This window comes from Undibacterium sp. Tian12W (assembly GCF_049339405.1).
Lineage (GTDB): Bacteria > Pseudomonadota > Gammaproteobacteria > Burkholderiales > Burkholderiaceae_D > Undibacterium.
This window is the reverse complement of record NZ_JBMPPK010000008.1, coordinates 1-20,091: the sequence shown is the minus strand read 5'-3', so window position 1 is coordinate 20,091 and position 20,091 is coordinate 1. Positions and strand designations below refer to the sequence as shown.

Annotated in this window: 21 protein-coding genes; 6 read left to right on the top strand and 15 right to left on the bottom strand. The window is 50.9% G+C overall.

The genetic code is table 11. The features are described from left to right. Positions 1–279 precede the first annotated feature (279 nt). The 7 genes from ACO0LI_RS11375 to ACO0LI_RS11345 are packed head-to-tail and all read right to left on the bottom strand — an operon-like array spanning position 280 to position 5,094. Positions 280–882: a HupE/UreJ family protein gene (locus tag ACO0LI_RS11375; RefSeq protein WP_423032645.1), complete on the bottom strand. Its 603-nt coding sequence runs from the start codon at positions 880–882 to the stop codon at positions 280–282. A gap of 26 nt (positions 883–908) precedes the next feature. After that, positions 909–1,553: an urease accessory protein UreG gene (ureG, locus tag ACO0LI_RS11370; protein WP_423032644.1), complete on the bottom strand. Its 645-nt coding sequence runs from the start codon at positions 1,551–1,553 to the stop codon at positions 909–911. 24 nt (positions 1,554–1,577) lie between these two features. Continuing rightward, entirely contained in the window at positions 1,578–2,258 is a 681-nt protein-coding gene (locus ACO0LI_RS11365; RefSeq protein WP_423032643.1) for an urease accessory protein UreF, read from the bottom strand. Between the two features lie 2 nt (positions 2,259–2,260). Continuing rightward, the gene (ureE, locus tag ACO0LI_RS11360; protein ID WP_423032642.1) at positions 2,261–2,779 is read right to left on the bottom strand and encodes an urease accessory protein UreE; all 519 of its coding nucleotides are present in this window, start codon (positions 2,777–2,779) and stop codon (positions 2,261–2,263) included. 3 nt (positions 2,780–2,782) lie between these two features. Next, entirely contained in the window at positions 2,783–4,480 is a 1,698-nt protein-coding gene (gene ureC, locus ACO0LI_RS11355) for an urease subunit alpha (RefSeq protein ID WP_423032641.1), read from the bottom strand. After that, a complete protein-coding gene (locus ACO0LI_RS11350) occupies positions 4,477–4,782 on the bottom strand; it encodes an urease subunit beta (RefSeq protein ID WP_305260214.1) in 306 nt (101 codons plus the stop codon). Before ACO0LI_RS11350 ends, ureC begins: the two co-directional genes overlap by 4 nt. A 9-nt stretch (positions 4,783–4,791) precedes the next feature. Beyond that, on the bottom strand, positions 4,792–5,094 hold the full coding sequence (locus tag ACO0LI_RS11345; RefSeq protein WP_110253278.1) for an urease subunit gamma: 303 nt from the start codon (positions 5,092–5,094) through the stop codon (positions 4,792–4,794). Positions 5,095–5,384: 290 nt separating this feature from the next. Between ACO0LI_RS11345 and ACO0LI_RS11340 the strand changes: the two genes are divergently transcribed. From ACO0LI_RS11340 to ACO0LI_RS11320, 5 genes are all read left to right on the top strand, one after another. Then, the gene (locus ACO0LI_RS11340; RefSeq protein ID WP_423032640.1) at positions 5,385–5,987 is read left to right on the top strand and encodes an RNA polymerase sigma factor; all 603 of its coding nucleotides are present in this window, start codon (positions 5,385–5,387) and stop codon (positions 5,985–5,987) included. Positions 5,988–5,995: 8 nt separating this feature from the next. Continuing rightward, on the top strand, positions 5,996–6,493 hold the full coding sequence (locus ACO0LI_RS11335; RefSeq protein WP_423032639.1) for a hypothetical protein: 498 nt from the start codon (positions 5,996–5,998) through the stop codon (positions 6,491–6,493). A gap of 85 nt (positions 6,494–6,578) precedes the next feature. Then, positions 6,579–7,823: a hypothetical protein gene (locus tag ACO0LI_RS11330; protein WP_423032638.1), complete on the top strand. Its 1,245-nt coding sequence runs from the start codon at positions 6,579–6,581 to the stop codon at positions 7,821–7,823. A 418-nt stretch (positions 7,824–8,241) separates the two neighbouring features. Next, positions 8,242–9,315 carry a threonine ammonia-lyase gene (locus ACO0LI_RS11325; protein ID WP_423032637.1) on the top strand — a complete coding sequence of 358 codons (1,074 nt, stop codon included), beginning with the start codon at positions 8,242–8,244 and terminating at the stop codon, positions 9,313–9,315. A 188-nt stretch (positions 9,316–9,503) separates the two neighbouring features. Continuing rightward, positions 9,504–10,448, top strand: a complete 945-nt coding sequence (locus ACO0LI_RS11320) for a VTT domain-containing protein (protein ID WP_423032636.1) — start codon at positions 9,504–9,506, stop codon at positions 10,446–10,448. A 5-nt stretch (positions 10,449–10,453) separates the two neighbouring features. Here ACO0LI_RS11320 and ACO0LI_RS11315 read toward each other — a convergent pair whose 3' ends face one another. Further along, positions 10,454–11,350, bottom strand: coding sequence for a LysR family transcriptional regulator (locus ACO0LI_RS11315; protein ID WP_423032635.1), 897 nt, complete (start codon positions 11,348–11,350; stop codon positions 10,454–10,456). Between the two features lie 97 nt (positions 11,351–11,447). Between ACO0LI_RS11315 and ACO0LI_RS11310 the strand changes: the two genes are divergently transcribed. After that, complete coding sequence (locus ACO0LI_RS11310) at positions 11,448–12,515, top strand: NAD(P)H-binding protein (protein ID WP_423032634.1); 1,068 nt, start codon at positions 11,448–11,450, stop codon at positions 12,513–12,515. On the opposite strand, the gene ACO0LI_RS11305 is transcribed toward ACO0LI_RS11310, so the two are convergent. The 7 genes from ACO0LI_RS11305 to ACO0LI_RS11275 all read right to left on the bottom strand — a co-directional run bounded on the left by ACO0LI_RS11305 (position 12,459) and on the right by ACO0LI_RS11275 (position 19,876). After that, entirely contained in the window at positions 12,459–13,337 is an 879-nt protein-coding gene (locus ACO0LI_RS11305) for an urease accessory protein UreD (protein WP_423032633.1), read from the bottom strand. The two genes, ACO0LI_RS11310 and ACO0LI_RS11305, sit on opposite strands and share 57 nt — an antisense overlap. Before the next feature lie 28 nt (positions 13,338–13,365). Further along, entirely contained in the window at positions 13,366–14,064 is a 699-nt protein-coding gene (urtE, locus tag ACO0LI_RS11300) for an urea ABC transporter ATP-binding subunit UrtE (RefSeq protein ID WP_162058805.1), read from the bottom strand. 12 nt (positions 14,065–14,076) lie between these two features. Next, entirely contained in the window at positions 14,077–14,919 is an 843-nt protein-coding gene (gene urtD, locus ACO0LI_RS11295; protein WP_423032819.1) for an urea ABC transporter ATP-binding protein UrtD, read from the bottom strand. Positions 14,920–14,930: 11 nt separating this feature from the next. Further along, positions 14,931–16,052 (bottom strand): urea ABC transporter permease subunit UrtC, encoded by a 1,122-nt coding sequence (gene urtC, locus ACO0LI_RS11290; RefSeq protein WP_423032632.1) that lies wholly within the window; start codon positions 16,050–16,052, stop codon positions 14,931–14,933. Further along, the gene (urtB, locus tag ACO0LI_RS11285) at positions 16,049–17,647 is read right to left on the bottom strand and encodes an urea ABC transporter permease subunit UrtB (RefSeq protein WP_423032631.1); all 1,599 of its coding nucleotides are present in this window, start codon (positions 17,645–17,647) and stop codon (positions 16,049–16,051) included. The genes urtC and urtB overlap by 4 nt, the downstream gene beginning before the upstream one ends. A 97-nt stretch (positions 17,648–17,744) precedes the next feature. After that, positions 17,745–18,998 carry an urea ABC transporter substrate-binding protein gene (urtA, locus tag ACO0LI_RS11280; RefSeq protein ID WP_423032630.1) on the bottom strand — a complete coding sequence of 418 codons (1,254 nt, stop codon included), beginning with the start codon at positions 18,996–18,998 and terminating at the stop codon, positions 17,745–17,747. Between the two features lie 515 nt (positions 18,999–19,513). Continuing rightward, complete coding sequence (locus tag ACO0LI_RS11275; RefSeq protein WP_423032629.1) at positions 19,514–19,876, bottom strand: alpha/beta fold hydrolase; 363 nt, start codon at positions 19,874–19,876, stop codon at positions 19,514–19,516. Positions 19,877–20,091: the final 215 nt, after the last annotated feature.

The window sequence follows — 20,091 nt, the reverse complement described above, 5'->3', positions numbered from 1 at the left end:
TTTAATAACCAATCAAAAAACCTGAAGCTGACAAATCGCGAAGAAATCGATCACAGTAAATATAAGCTATTTGCAAACTTATTTCACGCGCTGCCAGATTCGAACATGACTAAGTGTAAGCCTGCAAAGAGGCCCAGTCTTGATGTTTGTATGCATTTTGAAAGACGAAATCGGCACAGTCGATTGTTACTGTGTGACAAGAGGGACGGACAAGGATAATTCACTCATTCTTGTCCATCAGACAAAACTTGGAGACTACGGAAAAGAATCAAGCAAAGTTCAGGCAAGTGAGGACAGAAAAAAAGCACCCGCGAGGGCGATACCCACACCAGCAAAACGTGGCAATTTGCCAGTGAGCATTTTTTGCGTAATATTGCTGGCAAACCAGCCCGCAGCATGAATCAGGGCCGTCGCCAGTACGAAACCTGTACCATACAACACCGCAGATTCATTAGCTGGCATTTCCTGACCGTGTGCATAGCCATGCGCCATTGCAAATATGGACACCAAAGCCACGCCTGCACTTACAGGCAATTTGACCGCAAAGCTGATCAACAAGCCGAGAACCAGCACTGAGACGGCGATACCATGTTCCACGCCTGGCAAGGCTATGCCTGCCAAAGCCAGCGCACCGCCAACGACCATCATCAAGGGGAAACTGGCTGGTATCAACCAGGCACGCCCATGTTTTTGTTGCGCCGCCCAGATACCTATTGCCAGCATGGCCAGCAAATGGTCGAACCCGGTAAATGGATGGAGAAAACCATCCTGCAGGGCATTCATGGAATGCAGCACACTGTCATGCGCCATAGCTGGCAATGAAATCATGGCACTGTCCAAGGCTGCGACCACATACAGGCAACGCAATTTATTAAGTTTCATATTTAACTCCAAATCCAGATTGAAAATTAGTTTTTAACTTCGTCCAGCATGCCTTGCTGACGAATGAAGCTGACCACTGCCTCCAGCCCATCACCGGTACGCAGATTGGTAAATACAAAGGGGCGTTCGCCACGCATGCGCTTGGCGTCTTGTGCCATGATGTCGAGATTGGCACCTACATGTGGTGCCAGGTCGGTTTTATTGATGATCAGCAGATCAGAGCGGGTAATGCCTGGCCCGCCCTTGCGCGGGATTTTTTCGCCACCGGCTACATCGATGACATAGATGGTCAGGTCTGAGAGTTCAGGGCTGAAGGTGGCTGCCAAATTGTCACCGCCAGATTCCACCAGGATCAAATCAAGGTCAGGAAAATCTGCGCTCATGCGGGCTATGGCTTCCAGGTTGATGGAGGCATCTTCACGTATGGCGGTGTGCGGGCAACCGCCTGTTTCCACACCCATCAAACGCTCGGCAGGCAAGGCATCTGCACGCAGCAGGATTTCCATGTCTTCCTTGGTGTAGATGTCATTGGTGATAACGGCCATTTCATAATGATCTCGCATGCTTTTGCATAGCATTTCACAGAGTGCAGTTTTACCGGAGCCGACCGGGCCGCCTATGCCCACGCGCAGAGGATTTGGTTCTGGTGAGCTTAAATTTGGGGTATTCATTTATTCGTTTCCTGTTTCTAATTTTTATGATCTATACAAACGGCTGTATTGCACCTCATGCTGCATGGACAACAAAGACAAACCTGGTGCCCAGTTCGATAATTGATCGTCTTCCAGTTCTTGCGCTAGCCTGGCGGCTTTTTCCAGTTCAGGTCGCAGCGAAAGTAGTAAACGCTGCCCGGACACCTGGCCCAGAGGGATGGATTTAACCCCCACCAGCACCTGGTTTTCTGCCCATGAAAACAGCATGCCCAGCAATACCGATTCTGGCGGCACCTGCAAGGCAACTGCAGCCGCAGCCATGGCCGTGGGCAAAGGCAATTCATGTTGAGCCAGCAAAATCGCCAGTAGCTCAGCATCGGCAATCTTCAGGTCGTTAACCAGTTTGCCCAGCGAATAACCCATCTGTATGCTCTCTGCCCGAAATTCTGCGGTATCCCGCGCGGCAATGAACAAGCTGGTCCAGTGCGATACGGCGACCAGATCTCTACTCTCAAAAGCCTGCAACAAGCGCCACAGTACCGGTGCTTCAAAACGGGCCACCACTTCATGCAGGCAATTGATAATCCATTCCCTGGCTGTGGCTTCGTTGCGCACCAGACCTTTTTCTATCGCTGCTTCCATCCCTTGCGAATAACTATAGGCACCGATGGGCAGAGACGGACTAGCCAATTGCAGGAGATGGAGTAAGGCCGCAGACTGCATGCTCAAGCCTTGCTGTCTGAAGGACGATGTATGCGCTGGCGCAAAGGTATCGGTGCGAGTGGATTATGCGGATGCCCGTCATCGCCACCATGATGATGTCCACCACCATAAGCACCTGATTCCGGCTCAAAACTGGCCTGCTCTTCGGTGACTACCGCGCCCAACCCTTGCAGCATTTCCTTCAGCACCGGGTCTTTGCGTATGCGCAAAAAACCGTCCCCGACCTGTGCCTGGGTATGCCGGTTACCCAGGTGGAAGGCACAACGCAATAAATTAAAGGCGGTATCACATTCCACCTTATAGGTTGGCTCAGCAGCGGCAATGACTTCAATCACGCGGCCATCATTGCCCAGCATCAGGTCGCCATGGCGCATGACTGTACCGCGCACGGTGAACACGGCCACATCTTCACCGCTGGCAAGGGTGGCACGCAAACGGCTTTTTTCGCGCAACTCATACGGCAAAACCAGTTGCCCGGCGATGCTGTCAGCAGTCTCTATCTTTGTTTGTAATGTCAGCATTGTTTAAAATAAAAAATAACGTTGGGCCATGGGTAGGATTTTTGCCGGTTCACACACCAGCAATTCACCATTGGCACGGACTTCATAGGTTTCGGAATCAACTTCCATTTTTGGCGTCAGGCTATTGTGTATCATGTCCTTCTTGCGAATCTGACGGGTATTCTTGACAGCGATCAGGGTCTTGCTCAGCTTCAGTTGCTCTGCCAGACCGGCATCCAACCCCGCCTGAGAGACAAAGGTGAACGACTTTTTCAAGCCCCCACCAAAGGCACCAAACATCATGCGGTAATGCACGGGCTGTGGCGTTGGTATCGATGCATTCGGGTCACCCATCTGGGCAGCGGCGATCATGCCACCCTTGATGATCATCGATGGTTTCACACCAAAGAAAGCTGGCTTCCACAAGACGATGTCAGCAATCTTGCCTACTTCCAGCGAGCCTACTGCATGGGCAATACCATGGGTCAGCGCCGGGTTGATCGTATATTTGGCGATATAGCGTTTGACACGGAAATTATCGTGGCGTGCATTGTCTTCCGCCAGCGAGCCACGCTGTTGCTTCATCTTGTCTGCCGTTTGCCAGGTGCGCATGATGACTTCACCTACACGGCCCATGGCCTGGGAATCGGAAGACATCATCGAGATGGCACCAATATCATGCAAAATATCTTCCGCAGCAATGGTTTCGCGCCGTATGCGTGATTCGGCAAAGGCAATGTCTTCGGCAATTGCAGGATCAAGGTGGTGACAGACCATGAGCATGTCGAGATGCTCGTCCAGGGTATTGACGGTGTAAGGCCGGGTAGGATTGGTGGAGGATGGCAACACATTCGCCTCACCGACTGCCGCAATAATATCCGGCGCATGGCCACCGCCCGCACCTTCGGTATGGAAGGTGTGGATAGTCCTATCCTTGAATGCCGCCAGGGTGTGCTCCAGAAAGCCGCCTTCGTTCAGCGTGTCACTGTGGATGGCAACCTGCACATCCATATTGTCAGCCACGGTCAGGCAATTGTCGATGGCTTGTGGCGTCGTGCCCCAGTCTTCATGCAGTTTCAGGCCTATGGCACCGGCCCTGACCTGTTCTTCCAATGGCAAAGGCAGGCTGACATTACCCTTGCCCATAAAGCCCAGGTTCATGGGAAACGCATCTGCCGCCATCAACATGGAATGCATATGCCAGGGGCCTGGCGTACAGGTAGTGGCTGCCGTTCCGGTCGCCGGGCCAGTGCCACCGCCCAGCATGGTAGTGACGCCACTCATCAACGCTTCTTCAATCTGCTGCGGGCAAATAAAATGGATGTGTGAATCGATGCCGCCAGCGGTCACAATCTTGCCTTCACCGGCAATGATCTCGGTTGCGCCACCAATGGCCATGTCAACGCCAGACTGTATGTCTGGGTTACCCGCCTTGCCTATGCAGGCAATCAAACCATTTTTAATGCCGATGTCTGCCTTGACGATACCCCAGTGATCAATGATGACAGCATTGGTGATGACGGTATCCATGACTTCTGCATGCGGCCTTTGCGACTGGCCCATGCCATCGCGTATCACCTTGCCACCACCAAATTTCACCTCTTCGCCATAAATAGCAAAGTCTTTCTCGATTTCTATGAACAGACCAGTATCTGCCAGGCGGATACGATCACCCGTGGTTGGCCCAAACATTTCAGCATAAGCATGACGTGAAATTTTCATAGCGCCCCCATGACTTTACCGCTGAAACCATAGACTTTCCGGTCACCTGCCAGGGCCACCAGTTCTATGCTGCGTTGCTGCCCAGGTTCAAAGCGGATGGCCGTGCCAGCGGCAATATTGAGACGCATGCCATAAGCAAGCTGGCGCTCAAATTGCAGGGCAGGATTGGTTTCATAAAAATGAAAATGTGAGCCCACCTGTATCGGCCTGTCGCCACTATTTGCCACAGTAATGCTGACAACGGCACGGCCTACATTCAGTTCTATGTCCCCATCCTCTATCAGGGTTTCGCCTGGTATCATGGTTTTCTCCTAAGGAATGGGGTGATGGACGGTAACCAGCTTGCTGCCATCCGGAAAAGTCGCTTCTACCTGGATATCAGGAATCATTTCCGGCACGCCTTCCATGACATCGGCACGACTGAGTATTTGCGTGCCTTCCGACATCAGTTCTGCCACCGTGCGGCCATCGCGCGCACCTTCCATGATGGCGGCAGTGATCAGGGCAACTGCTTCCGGGTAATTCAGCTTCAGGCCACGCGCCTTGCGTCTTTCTGCCAGCAAGGCAGCGGTAAATATCAGTAACTTATCTTTTTCTCTGGGTGTTAGATCCATATCTTCTTTCGCTTATTGTCTGTGCTATCACCAAACTTATTATTTATCGCCATTTGCAAAATAACAAGCAAGTCCACATTTAGTGGCAGGTCATCCCACTAAAAACATTATAAAAAGCAACACAGCAAGTTTTGAACCAAGGGTAAATAGCCTGGATTACCGGAATGCGCACCAAAAAAATGCAAACTATCACCAAATTAGTGCATTTCAAATAAATGCAGATAGCGCGAAAATATTTGGAACTTTTGATGCCACTGAGAGTAATACCTTAAAACAACCTACAAATAAACGTGGATAACCAAGAGACAGATTCCAGCTTGCTGACACAAATGCGCGACGGTGATGTTGCCGCATTTCAACGTCTGTACCAGCGCCATCAGGGGCCTATTTATCGCTACGCCCTGATGCGATGTGGCCAGACAGCGCTGGCGGCTGACGTAGTGCAGGATGTTTTCATGGGTTTGCTGAGCAAGTCTTACCGTTATGACGCAGGCCTGGGCAGTTTGCAAAATTTTCTGTTTGGCGTAGCAAGGAATCTATTGTTGAAACAAGATCAGGCAGAACGTCGCCACCAGTCATTACCAGGTTATAGCGACGAAGATGGGGAAGAAGTCTTGATGAGTGAAACAACAGAACCGGCGGACGTCATCTTCCATCAGCAAATGACTGAGCATGTGCGGCAAGCAGTCTCGGTATTGCGCCCTCATTATCGTGACGTGATTATTTTGTATGAATTGCAGGAACTGTCGTACGCAGAGATAGCCGTGATTTGCGACATAGATATAGGAACAGTGCGCTCACGCCTGTCAAGGGCGCGGGCCGCGATATTGCAATACAGCGAAAGACTGGGCTGGCGACCAGATGCAGCGGCAAAAACCGGAACACAGAGATGAAAGACCCTATGAATACCCCACAGGACGCCAGCAATACAGATGCAGTGCTGGACCAGCAGTTTAGTCTTTTGCGCAAAGATTTGCAGGAGCTGAATACGCCAACGGCTATAGAGCAGACTTTATTGCAAGCTTTCGGCAAGCAACAGGCCAAGGATAAAAAGCAGGCACGCAGCAGACGTTTGCGCCCGTGGCTGGCAGGTTTGCTGACGCTGAGTGGCAGCTTTGGTCTGGTCATGCTGACAGTCATGTTGCCTGCATCGCAGCATCAATTGACGCCGGACAGCAGCGCAGTTTCAAACTCGGAACTGCCTCCCTTTGTCGCCCTGGTGCCGATGGAACGTCTGGAAGAAGGTACACCGCACATGATGGAAACTGAAGTGCCAGCTGCGTGGCTGGCCAGTTTGGGCATGCCTGTTAGTCCAGAAATTGCTGGGGAAACGGTGCGGGCACAGATGCTGGTGGATGAGGAAGGCTCACCTTTGGCCATGCGCCTGCTCAAAAATTAATGTGCATCTGATTAAGCAAAATTTTTAATTTCGACATTGTTTTTTTATTTCAACTACCTTTCACCATGAATAAGAAGGAAACATCATGACTATCAAACTTCCAATATTGGTCCTTTTGAGTTATTCATGGACTGTGGTACAAGCAAATGTCATCAACGACAGTCCGGCACCAGTTGCGCCAGAAGAAAAACAAACACGCCTGCAACTTGAAGTCCATCGCGTTACTCCGCTTGCCCCCATGCCACCTGCTCCACCGATGCCACCTTTAGCACCTATGCCTCCAATGCCTCCAATGCCTCCAATTCCTGTCATGCCAACCATGCCGGCAGTTGTAGCATTGGCCGACTTACCCGAGGCTGGCACCATTAACAAAACTATCTCAGATGCAATGAGTGCAGCAAGAAATGCTAGCGATGCCATGAACGCTGTTTTCTCAGGCATGCAGGACATGCATATCTCCAACACGATTAAAAATGCGGCATACAGCGCAGAAATCATTACCGAAAAAACACAGACTTTAGCTGACGGCAATCAGATCAGCAATAAAACTTCCAGTTCGGTCTATAGAGACAACGCTGGCCGCACTCGCTATGAAGTACGCGACAGCAAAGGGAACTTGTCGCAAATTCTCATCACTGATCCGGTGGAGAACTCACGGTACATCGTCATCCCTGAAAGAAAGACCGTCACCAAAGTGATGCTGGCCAAAACACCAGACGGGAAAGTCATCGCCCCAAAAGAGAAACAGGAAGGAAATACAGGCCGGATTTATCTACAAACGAATGATGATGAAATCATTATCAAGACATTGAAAAAGAAAACTGATGATAAATCTGAAGGCAACAAAGAAGCACGAGAAGAAATCAAGGTCATTAATGCAAAATCTGCCAGCTATGTACCAGGACCTCATACTGCTTACATTAGTGCAACCGACAATCTGATTAACATCATAAAAACCTCGCCCCTCCCGACTGCGTTCATGGACACTCGCTGGAGTAACAAAACAAGCACTAAAGATATGGGCACAAAAGAATTCGATGGCGTTCGTGCAGAAGGGAAAATGCGTTCTTATCAAATCCCTGCCGGAGAGATCGGCAATAAAAATCCGATTACTGTCAGTTCTGAAGCCTGGTACTCCCCCGACTTGCAATTAACCGTTCTTATCAAGCAAAGTGATCCTCGCACCGGTGAATGGAGCTATCGTCTGAACAACCTGAAACGTACGGAGCCAGCCGCCAATCTGTTTACTGTTCCGGAAGGATACACCGTAAGAAACGTCAACCTGGCACAAAAAATCGTTATTGAAAAACGCGAAGAAAAGAAACCCTGATCCCTCTGGCCAGCCGGGCCGTTTTGCAGGGCTTGTGAGTGGACAGGGCCAGGATTCCCGACCTGCCCTGCCACTCTTTTTTAAAGTTGCTTGCCAATATTACCGGGATTGGTTATAGTTTTTCCATGCACGCAATTCCCCATCCCCTGCTGAGCAAGAACTTATGCGCAATTAATGCCGCATCTGCTGTCGTGCGCACGATTGCGCTGCCTGCTGCTTCCATCTGCGACATTTCCATTATTCGAATTATTCCGGGTCGTTAAGCTACGGCGTATGCCGGTGCCTGGCGGCCCTTCAGCTCATCCTATTTTGATGTCTTGAGCGCTATTGCTGTCGCTTATTATTGTCACTTATTGTTGTGACCATCGCGCTCACGCCTTCTCCGATTTTTTCTGCTGATTTCTATTCTGGAGTTTTTATGTCCCATGTCGCCACAGACAGGCCTTTGCACGCCCCTGCGTCCTTATCATCCGCCTTATTGAGGCCAGGTTTTCCTTATCCTTCGCTGGCAGATATCCGCAAGACTGCTGCCAGTTTATCCCAACAGGTTTTGCATACCCCTGTCTGGCACTGGCAAACCGGGTCTGCCCTGGACAAGCTGGAGCCTGATACTGAAGTCTGGCTAAAGCTGGAGTTATTCCAAAAAACCGGGACTTTCAAATTGCGTGGGGCGTTGAATTGCATATCTGCGCTGGATGCAGATGCGCGTGAGCGTGGCGTGGTCGCTGTCAGCGCAGGCAATCATGCGATGGCGGTTGCCTATGCAGCCAAGCTGGCGGGCGTGTCTTGCAAAGTGGTGTTGCCACGGCATGCCAGCCCTACCCGCATCAAGGCTTGTCGGCAGGATGGTGCAGAAGTAATACTGGAAGCGGACATGCATAAGGCTTTCGCGCTCGGACAGCGTATTATGGAAGAAGAGCAGCGCACCATGATCCATCCTTATGATGGACCGTTGACTGCACTTGGCACTGCAACAGTGGGGCTGGAACTGATGCAGCAGGTGGTGCAACTCGATGCTGTGATCGTGCCTATCGGTGGTGGCGGTCTATGTGGCGGCATTGCTTCTGCAGTCAAACAACTGGCACCACATTGCGCCGTCTATGGCGTTGAACCCTATGGCGCAGATGCCATGTACCGCAGTTTCCAGTCTGGCCAGCCTGAGAAGTTAAAGGAGGTCGACAGCATAGCTGACAGCCTGTGCGCACCGTATGCTATGGATTACAGTTTCAGGGTATGCCAGCGTTTTGTAGATGAGATTGTCAGGGTCAGCGATGATGAAATCTGTACAGCGATGTCGGATTTATATCATGACGTCAAACTGGTGGCTGAACCTGCGGCAGCGGTTGCCACGGCAGGCTTGTTTGGCCCTTTACGTCAAAGGCTTGCTGGCAAACGGGTAGCGGTGATTGTCTGCGGTTCAAATGTCGATCCTGCCAGATATGCAGAATTGCTTGCCAGGGCAGTATCATCAGCTCATGGGCTGGCTGCCTGATCTGAGAATCTGCACTACAGTTGGAAAGCAGCTGCTCAGTTTGCAACAGGCATCACACGCATGATATGCAAAGCCTTGCAATGCCATACAATAGGGGTTCAATCGGGCATAAACATATACGGATTTTACATTTACCGTTCCATGCCTGTTCACAACATGATTACTCATGATTACTAACGGAATTGCATATGCAACAAGGCTGGCTGGCAGATTTTTTTCGTCAAAACGATAGTTTGATGGTGTTTGTCAACGTCTTGCTGCAGCAACTGGGCTTGCCTGTGCCTGCAGTGCCGACCATGATGTTCAATGCCAGCCAGGCCACGCAGTCCGGGCAATTGCTGGTGTTGTTGATAGCAGCGGTGGGCGCTTCGCTGATTGCTGATCTGATCTGGTATCAGGCAGGCAAGAAATTTGGCTATAGCGTACTGAAGTTTTTATGCAAGATGTCGATCAACCCTGGGTCTTGCGTGAACCAGACAGAAGCACGTTTCCTGCGCTGGGGTGTATGGTCGCTGGTGGTGGGTAAATTTATTCCCGGCTTTTCTACCGTGGCACCACCGGTAGCTGGTGCTTTGGGTATGCCGCGTACGTCTTTCATGCTGGCTTCTGCCACAGGTGCCGCTTTATGGGCAGGCTTGGCTTTGCTGGCTGGTTTTGCGCTGCAGGCACAAATTGAAGCTGGCCTGGTATTTTTGTCGGCACAGGGCATACGTATTGCTGTCATTTTCATCGCCCTGGTATTGAGCTGGCTGGTCTGGAAATTCTGGCAAAAGAAACGCTTTGAAAAGCTGGCGTCCATACCTCACTTTAGTGCGACTGAAATGTCAGATACGCTGAAAACCAGTGCCCTGCCCCATATCATCGATTTGCGCAGCCCAGCGCTGATTGCAGAAACCGGCACCATACCCCATGCCATGGTCAGCGAGGTCAAGCAGGTTGGCAATGCGGCTAAGCACTGGTCACAGAATGAAATGATCATCACCATCTGCGCCTGCCCTGGTGATGCAGGCGCAGTACATGCAGCGCATACCCTGAGGCAGCTAGGCTTTAAGGATGTCAGGCCATTTTCAGGTGGTTTTGATGCCTGGCAGGAATTGTCTGCCCAGCACCCGCATTTGCTGGTCAAAGCCTGAGCAAATCATACCTTTTGCAACATGGCTTGCAGTTCCTTGACCAGATGATCAAAGGTAGTCCGGTAACGCTGGCTGGACCGTAAATCTTCATGCATGACTACCCAGACAGGAAAGTCGATTTGAAACTCATCTGCCAGTACGCGCTGCAAGTGAGTTTGCTGCCTGGCTAAGCCAAGCTGGCAAATGCCTATGCCATAACCCTGGCGTATGGCGGAAAACTGCACCAGATCACTATCCGCGCGCAAGGCAAAGGCTGCACGCTGTATCTGCGGATAACGTTTTTGCAAAGCCCTGATATAGGGAAACTCCCGGTCAAAACCTATCAGACTATGGTCTTTCAACGCGTCCATGTCAGCTGGCATGCCGTGACGTGTCAGATAATCTGCATGGGCAAAAAATCCCAGACTGATCATCCCCGCACGGCGCGCGATCAATGCATCCTGCAAGGGCTCGGTATTGCGTATGGCAATGTCCGCATCGCGCTTGAGCAAATCCTGGGTGTGGTTGGATATCTGTAATTCTATGCTCAGTTCAGGATAGCCTTGCCGCAAGCCCGCCAGTATGCCTGGCAATATCTCTACCCCCATGACTTCTGATGCGGTAACGCGTACCGTACCTCTTACCTCATTCGCTTCTGCCGACACGCTACGCAGCAAGGCGCTTTCGGTTGACCGCAAGCTTTCTGCATAAGGTTTCATGGCCAGCGCGGCAATGGTGGGCGACAGGCCAGACTGATTGCGCACAAACAAACTCGTACCCAAGGCCTGTTCAAGAGCCTCGATATGCCGCCCTACGGTAGGTTGGGTCAAGCCAAGGGAACGGGCAGCGCCTGATAGCGAACCTTCTTCCAGCACGGCCAGGGCAGTACGGTAGTAGTCCCAGTGGATATTCTTGTCATCCATACAGAAATGTATATCACCTATGCAGTTTTAGAGAATTGTATATAGCTTGGCAGAGATACACAATGGCTACATCAACCAAACATTAAGGAGTAACAAAATGAATCAGCAAACATCCAGCAACATCCAAAACAACACTCAAGTCAATAAGCAAGCCCTAGTATTGGGTGCAACTGGTGGCGTAGGCGGTGAAGTGGCACGCTTGCTGATGCAGCGCGGCTGGCAGGTCACTACCCTGCACCGCAATCCCGATCAGGTGAAGGACAAAACTGCGGCACATATCTGGATGAAGGGGGATGTCATGGTGCAGGATGATGTAGTGCAGGCTGCGGCCGGGAAATCTGTCATCGTCCACGCTGTCAATCCGCCTGGCTATCGTGACTGGGAAAAACTGGTACTGCCTATGATAGACAATACGATCGCAGCAGCCCAGGCCAGCGGCGCACGCATACTGCTGCCTGGCACGGTTTATAACTACGGCCCCGATGCCTTCCCGCTGATCGCAGAAAACGCGTCGCAATTCCCCATCACCAAGAAAGGGAAAATCCGGGTAGAGCTGGAACACCGTTTGCGCCTGGCTGCCAGCAAGGGTATCAAATCCCTCATCGTCAGGGCTGGTGATTTCTTTGGTCCCAAGGCAGGCAACAACTGGTTTTCACAAGGTCTGGTCACACCGGGCAAGCCAGTAAGTGTCGTGCGTTACCCTGGCAGTGCTGGCGTTGGCCATCAATGGGCGTATTTGCCTGACGTAGCAGAAACCATAGTGCGCTTGCTGGAGCGTGAAAACGAACTGGGTAATTTTGCCCGCTTCCATATGGAAGGCCATTGGGATCATGATGGCAAGCAAATGGTCGCCGCAATTGGCCGCGTCACTGCCCAACCGACATTGAAGGCAAGCTGGTTCCCATGGCCTGTGTTCGCTCTTCTGGCACCTTTCCAACAGACTTTGAAGGAAATGCTGGAGATGCGTTACCTGTGGCGTACAGAAGTCAAAATGTCGAACCAGGCTTTGGTAGATTTTTTAGGAGAAGAACCACGCACACCGCTGGATGTGGCAGTGCGTTCCAGCCTGGCAGGCCTGGGTTGCATCAAGCGTAATGCAGGCTATGAATCAAGTGTTCCAGATGCGCGGAATTTTGGCATCACACCCAATCACGACAGGGCGTAAATGCTGCCACACCAACTGCATCCAAAGCCGGGCAACTTCACTGGAGTTGCCCAGGTAGCGCGCAACAATGACAGACTTCATTTGCGTGAAGCCACACATGGTGTCCGCTTCACGCTCAGACAACAAGGCCGATGTTTGTTCACGCAAAGCCTGTAATTGTTCGCCAGACAGCATGGCACCAGAAGCCAGCACCATCGCCGACACTGATTTGCCATTCAAACCCAAAGGACTTTGCATGGCAGGGCTGCCACCTTGCAAACTACCCTGTTCATGCCAGATCATCTTGTCTTCACGATAAATACTGCAATGCTGTTTGATCCGGCCACTGTTATAGGTTTCGCCAGAGGCAGTGCGGCCAAAGCAAAAAATATCAGCCGCAATCAGCCTCGCATCTGCCGCCAGGTATATGGTCTGGTGCAAATCGACACAGGCATCGTCAAAAAAGATGGTTTCTTGCGGCAGCCATTCCAGCCTGGCACCCGCATCAAGTTTTAGATTGATATGTTGTGCGGATATATAGCCATTACTGCGATACCATTTCGCCGCGCCTGGTGTCGTTATCAGTGCATGCGTGTCAGCAGCCAACTTCACATCGACCTTTAACTGGTCGCCACCGACTACCCCACCTGGAGGGTGAATGATGATGGCATGGCACACCTCATCCCCTTCAGGATACAAAGGCTTTTGCACACGGAGGGGGCCATTGTGTTTGCGCTCCGTCAGGCGCGTGACATCACCATCCTTGCTAAAGCCCAGTTGCAGGCTGGCTTGCCAGTGTGATTTTGTGGCACTTGAAGGTAATGCCGGACTGCAGACATCCATATTCAGCTAGCGATAGGTAAAGACTGCACTATACCGCCAGATGCCGCTTGACGTCATCACCATCCATCAACTCCTGACCACCATAGGCAACCACTTCACCGCGCGACAGCACGACAAAATGATCTGCCAGTTCACGGGCGAAATCGAAATACTGCTCGCACAGCAAAATACCTATATCGCCCCGCTCACGCAGCAAACGGATGACGCGACCGATGTCCTTGATGATAGAAGGCTGTATGCCTTCAGTAGGTTCATCGAGGATGATGAGTTTGGGCTCAGCCAGCAAGGCGCGGGCAATGGCAAGCTGCTGCTGCTGGCCGCCAGATAAATCACCACCACGCCTGTGCAACATTTCTTTCAATACAGGGAACAACTGATAAACCTCATCCTTGATTTTGCCTGCCTTGCGTGCAGGCAGGCTAGCCATGCCCATGAGCAGGTTTTCTTCTACGGTAAGGCGTGCAAAAATCTCGCGGCCTTGCGGCACATAAGCTATCCCAGCCCTGGCCCTGTCATGCGGTGAGAGTTTGTTGATGTCGCGGCCTTCAAAACTGACCGTACCTTCAGTAACAGGCAAAACACCCATCAGGCATTTCAGCAAGCTGGTCTTGCCGACACCATTACGGCCCAGCAAGGCCATGCATTCACCTTTTTTCAGTGACAGTGAAATGCCACGCAAGGTGTGGCTGGAACCGTAATGCTGGTGTAGTTGTTTGACTTCAAGCATGTTTGGCTTTCATTAGCGTCCCAGATAAACTTCAATCACGCGTTCATCAGCCTGCACTTGCGTCATCGTGCCCTCGGCAAGGACAGATCCCTCATGCAATACCGTGACTTTGCCCTGTTGCGCAATTTCAGTAACGAAACCCATATCATGTTCGACCACCATGATCGAATGCTTGCCACGCAGTTCATTGAGTAATTCAGCAGTGCGCGCGGTCTCCGCATCCGACATGCCAGCTACCGGTTCATCGAGCAGGATTAATTGCGGTTCCTGTATCAGCAACATGCCTATCTCTAGCCACTGCTTTTGACCATGTGACAGCAGGCCCGCCTGTCTTTGCTCTTGCCCGTCCAGACGTATCAATTGCAGGATGGCGGCGATCTTGTCTTTTTGTTCGCTGTTCAAGCGGGCAAACAGGGTGGTCTTGACACGTTTGTCCATTTTCATGGCCAGCTCAAGATTCTCAAATACGCTATGCTGCTCAAATACTGTTGGTCGCTGGAACTTGCGACCTATACCAGCATGGGCAATGTCCACTTCGCTCATGCGTGTCAGGTCCATGGTCTGGCCAAAGAATGCAGTGCCGGATGTGGGCCGTGTTTTACCGGTGATCACATCCATCATCGTGGTTTTGCCAGCGCCATTGGGCCCGATGATGCAACGCAATTCGCCCACCGAAATATCCAGGTTCAGATTATTGATGGCCTTGAAACCGTCAAATGAAACGACGATGTCTTCCAGATAGAGGATAGCGCCGTGGGTGGTATCCACTCCTTCCTGTTTGATACGGCCATAAGACACGCCCTGGTCACCGGTAGCACTCTCGTACTGCTGCCCTGGCCGCAAGACGCCACTCATCATATAAGAAGTCATGCAGGCTCCCGCTGTTTTTTGAATTTGCTCACCAGGCCCAATACGCCTTGTTGCATGAACAAGGTCACCAATATGAACAGCAAGCCCAATGCATACAACCATAGGTCGGGAAAGGCCGCGGTGAACCAGCTCTTCAGACCATTGACAGTGAATGCACCTATGATAGGCCCCAGCAGAGTGCCGCGTCCACCGACTGCAGCCCAAATCACCATTTCTATGGAATTGGCCGGAGACATTTCAGACGGATTGATGATACCCACCTGTGGCACATACAGGGCACCAGCAATACCGCAGAGTATGGCAGACAGCGTCCAGACAAACAGCTTGAACCACAGTGGGTTGTAACCGATGAACATCAACCGCGATTCAGAATCACGCACAGCCTGCAGCACGCGCCCTAACTTGGAAGTGACTATCCAGCGGCACAGGAACAAAGCTGACAACAAGATCAGCAAGGTGATCAGATACAGCGCTGCCTTGGTGCCAGGTGCTGTGATGGTAAAACCCAGAATACGCTTGAAGTCGGTAAAGCCGTTATTGCCGCCAAAGCCCGTGTTATTACGGAAAAACAGCAGCATGAAGGCAAACGTCATGGCCTGGGTGATGATGGAGAAATACACACCCTTGATGCGGGAACGGAAGGCAAAAAAACCAAAGATAAAAGCCAGCACCCCAGGCACCAGCACCACCAGTGCCATGCAATACCAAAAGCTGTCTGTCATGGACCAATACCAAGGATAGGTTTTCCAGTCCAGGAAAACCATGAAGTCTGGCAGATTGCTTTGATAGACACCGTCCCGGCCAATCGCACGCATCAGATACATGCCATGTGCATAGGCACCCAGTGCAAAGAATACTCCATGTCCCAAAGACAGAATCCCGGTATAACCCCAGACCAGATCCAGCGCCAGCGCAGCCAAGGCATAACACATGAACTTGCCAACCAGAGCTATCGTATAACTGGAAATATGCAAGGCATGACCAGCAGGAAAACTCAGATTAAGAATGGGTAGCAATACAGCTATCACCGCACACACCAATATGCCAGTCCATGCAGGCCTGGAAAACAGCCCCTTTGCTGTAGCAAACGTTGCAGTTGTAGTCATAGTCGCACTCATTCCACACTCCTGCCTTTGAGCGCAAACAAGCCTTGCGGTCTGCGTTGTATGAAAATGATGATGAATACCAGGATGACGATCTTGGCCATGACGGCACCCGCCACTGGCTCCAGGAATTTATTCACTTCGCCCAGGCCAAAAGCCGCAATCACGGTACCCGCCAACTGCCCTACCCCACCCAGCACCACGACCATGAAAGAATCGACGATATAGTTTTGCCCCAGGTCAGGACCGACATTACCTAGTTGCGACAAGGCCACACCACCCAGACCTGCAATGCCCGAGCCCAGTCCAAAAGTCAGCATGTCTATCTTGCCAGTTGCCACACCTACGCAATCAGCCATGCGGCGATTCTGTGTCACAGCACGCACGAACAAACCTAGACGTGTCTTGTTCAGGATCAGCCAGACAGCCAGCACGACGAACAAGGCAAAGAAGATGATGATGATGCGGTTATAAGACAACACCAGCGAACCCAGCACAGTTATACCGCCTGACATCCAGGAAGGATTGGCGACCTCGACATTTTGCGCACCAAAAATCGAGCGTACTGCCTGCATCAGTATCAGGCTGATACCCCAGGTGCATAACAGGGTCTCCAGTGGGCGACCATATAACCAGCGTATGACCGTTCTTTCCAGCAAAATACCCACGGTGGCAGAGACCAGAAAGGCGGCAGGCAGCGCCATCAATAAATAGGCATCCACAGCACCCGGCATGAATTTACGGAACAGCATCTGGCAGACATAGGTGGTGTATGCGCCTATCATCAGCAATTCGCCATGCGCCATATTGATGATGCCCATCAAGCCAAAGGTGATTGCGAGACCCAGTGCAGCAAGCAGCAGCACGCTACCCAGCGATACTCCATAGAACAGATTGCCTACAAATTCCATGCGTGCCAGGCGACCATCAATGGCATTCAGAGTATTGGCGGCCTCCAGGCGTATGCTGGCATCGGCTTCGTTGTAACTGCCATCGGGATTTTGTGCCAGCATCTTTTGCAGCACAGGTTTTAAATTGGGATTGGGGCTGTCCAGCAAAGCCTTGACTGCTGCCTTGCGCACCACCGGATCACTGGCCTGCAAATTGGCGGTGGCAATCAGCATTTGCAGACGGGACTTGATTTCGCTATCGTTTTCTTTCAGATAGGCTTTGTTCAGCAAGGGCAATTGTTCTGGCGTTGCTTCTTTTTCCAGTGCCGTGGCGGCGACGAGGCGGGTATTCTTGTCCGGTGAAAATAATCTCAGGCCTGACAGCGCACTATCCAGCGCGGCACGCAGGCGATTATTGATGGTGATCGCCTCGGCATCATCCGGCAGTTTTTGTATCTTCCCTGTACTAAGGTCTTTTGCCTGTTCACCATCGACCAGATAGACGACGACGTCCCTGACAAACAATTGTTCATTTTTGAGTGCAGTCAATATTTCCACAGCCTCTTCATTACCCAAGGCTGCAATGGCATTGACGGCGGTAATACGTGCATCAGAATCTTCACCCGCCAGCACCTGCAAAAGCTTGCCATCGATAGCCGCATGCGCTGTCAGACTGAACACGAACAAGACTATGCTCGCGCAGATTTTACGAAATATCATAAGCAACCAGGTCAGGGATGGGAAATCCGGAACAGCACTCAGGGCAATTGATGTGAAAGCCCTGAGTGTCTGCATCAATCCTTAAACACTTCTTGAATTACAGTTTCTGCTTGCCTTCATTGCCCGGGATGAAAGGGCTCCATGGTTGCGCACGGATAGGTGTCTTGGTTTTGTAGACCACGCTGAACTGACCATCAGCCTTGATCTCGCCTATCATGACTGGCTTGTGCAAGTGATGATTGGTTTTATCCATCGTCAATTCAAAACCAGATGGCGCCTTGAAAGTCTGCCCGCCCATGGCAGCAATGACTTTGTCGGTATCTGTAGATTTGGCTTTTTCAACTGCCTGCTTCCACATATACATGCCTACATAAGTCGCTTCCATAGGATCATTGGTCACCACTGTTGCTGCATTAGGCAGTTTTTTGGCGACTGCATAGTCTTTCCATTTCTTGATGAACTCAGTATTCACCGGGTTTTTCACAGACTGGAAGTAATTCCAGGCGGCCAGGTGGCCGACCAGTGGCTTGGTATCTACACCGCGCAATTCTTCTTCACCGACTGAGAATGCGACGACAGGTACATCCGTGGCCTTCAAGCCCGCATTGCCGAGTTCTTTATAGAATGGAACGTTGGAATCACCATTGATGGTGGAGATAACCGCAGTCTTGCCACCAGCCGCAAATTTCTTGATGTTGGCTACAATGGTCTGGTAATCAGAGTGACCAAATGGGGTATACACTTCATCGATGTCAGTATCCTTGACACCCTTGCTATGCAAGAAGGCGCGCAGGATTTTGTTGGTGGTGCGTGGATACACATAATCAGTACCCAGCAAGACAAAGCGCTTGGCACCACCGCCCTCTTTCGACATCAGGTATTCAGTGGCTGGAATAGCTTGCTGGTTAGGTGCCGCGCCTGTGTAGAAAACATTTTTCTCCAGCTCTTCACCTTCATACTGTACCGGGTAAAACAGCAAGCTATTAAGTTCCTTGAAAACGGGCAATACTGATTTACGCGATACCGAAGTCCAGCAACCAAACACCACTGAGACTTTGTCTTGCGATACCAGTTGGCGGGCTTTCTCTGCAAACAGCGGCCAGTTGGAGGCCGGATCTACGATCACTGCTTCCAGCTTTTTACCCATGACACCGCCCTTGGCATTGATTTCATCTATCGTCATCAGGGCCACATCTTTTAATGATGTCTCCGAGATTGCCATAGTGCCAGACAGGGAATGCAGAATGCCGACCTTGATGGTATCGGCGGCCTGTGCCTGCGTGAGCCAGCCAGAAGCGGCCAGGGTCATTGCGGCGACAGCAGTTGCTTTCAAAACAGTACGACGTGACATGTTTTCTCCTGATAGTGTTGAGGTCATGAAAAGAAAAACCGAACTTCCATCAGGATAGATAGCAGATAACGTGCCAGCTGATAAAAACAAAAACTGCACTCAGATTTCTCTTGCTGAGCACTAATATGGCAAACGAAGGAGAATGCCTTGCAAGCCGGAACAGTGAAGAGCTCGGTTTACTAACTAAGTCGGTGCGCGATCACAGCAAAAACATGAGAAAAATGCCTGACAATAAGGCAATTCTACTTTTCAGTGCATGTATGCGCTGAAACTGTGCAAAACCGGTGCTTTTCTCGGAAACATGAGAAGCGCGAAAAATGTGCTATTTCAGCCAGCTGCTCCAGTTTCAGAGAAGAGTCCAGGTGCTGGTCTATATAATCAATAATACGATCCAGGCGTCTTGCGTATTAAGCCTGATAGACAAGAACAGAGACATGGACATGAGCATGCTCATTGACCTGGGCATCAATTTGAGATTGGGATGTAAGGAGCGCTTTCATGCTTAATATTATGCATCAAAGCAGCTTTTCCTCACGAGCTTCAATTTTTGAGATGAACTGTAGAATATCTTTTGCAACTTCATCTGCTTTCGTTTGTAGCAAAAAATGGGGCGCATCGTATCTATATGTTTCCATGTCATGCAATTGCCTGCTGATGTCAGCATGGGCGGATGCAGGTACCAAGCTGTCTCTGCTAGATTGCAGATAAATTACCGGCACTTTGATGAGCTTGAGTTTTTCCCTGACATCACAACACAGTACAGCGTGTAGCCTTGCCTTTAAGCTCGACGGTTTGACTTGCGCCAAAGCATAGACCAGTTGCCTGCTTAATTCTTTACTGGAAAATCGACCCAACAGCACGTGACTGACTACACTCAAAGGTGCCAGCCTGGTTGGCAAATAAGGCAGAGCATACCTGGACGCCGCCAGTAAAGGATAAGGGTTGCTGGCAAAAGTCGCGCAAAGTATTAAGGAATCTCTGATTAAGTCCCCGAGCAATGATTCAGAAACGGTAATATAAGCTTATTTTCCATTGAATCATAAATACCATGAGACAGACAACATTTGCCGAAGGTGGCTTTGAACGCTATGCC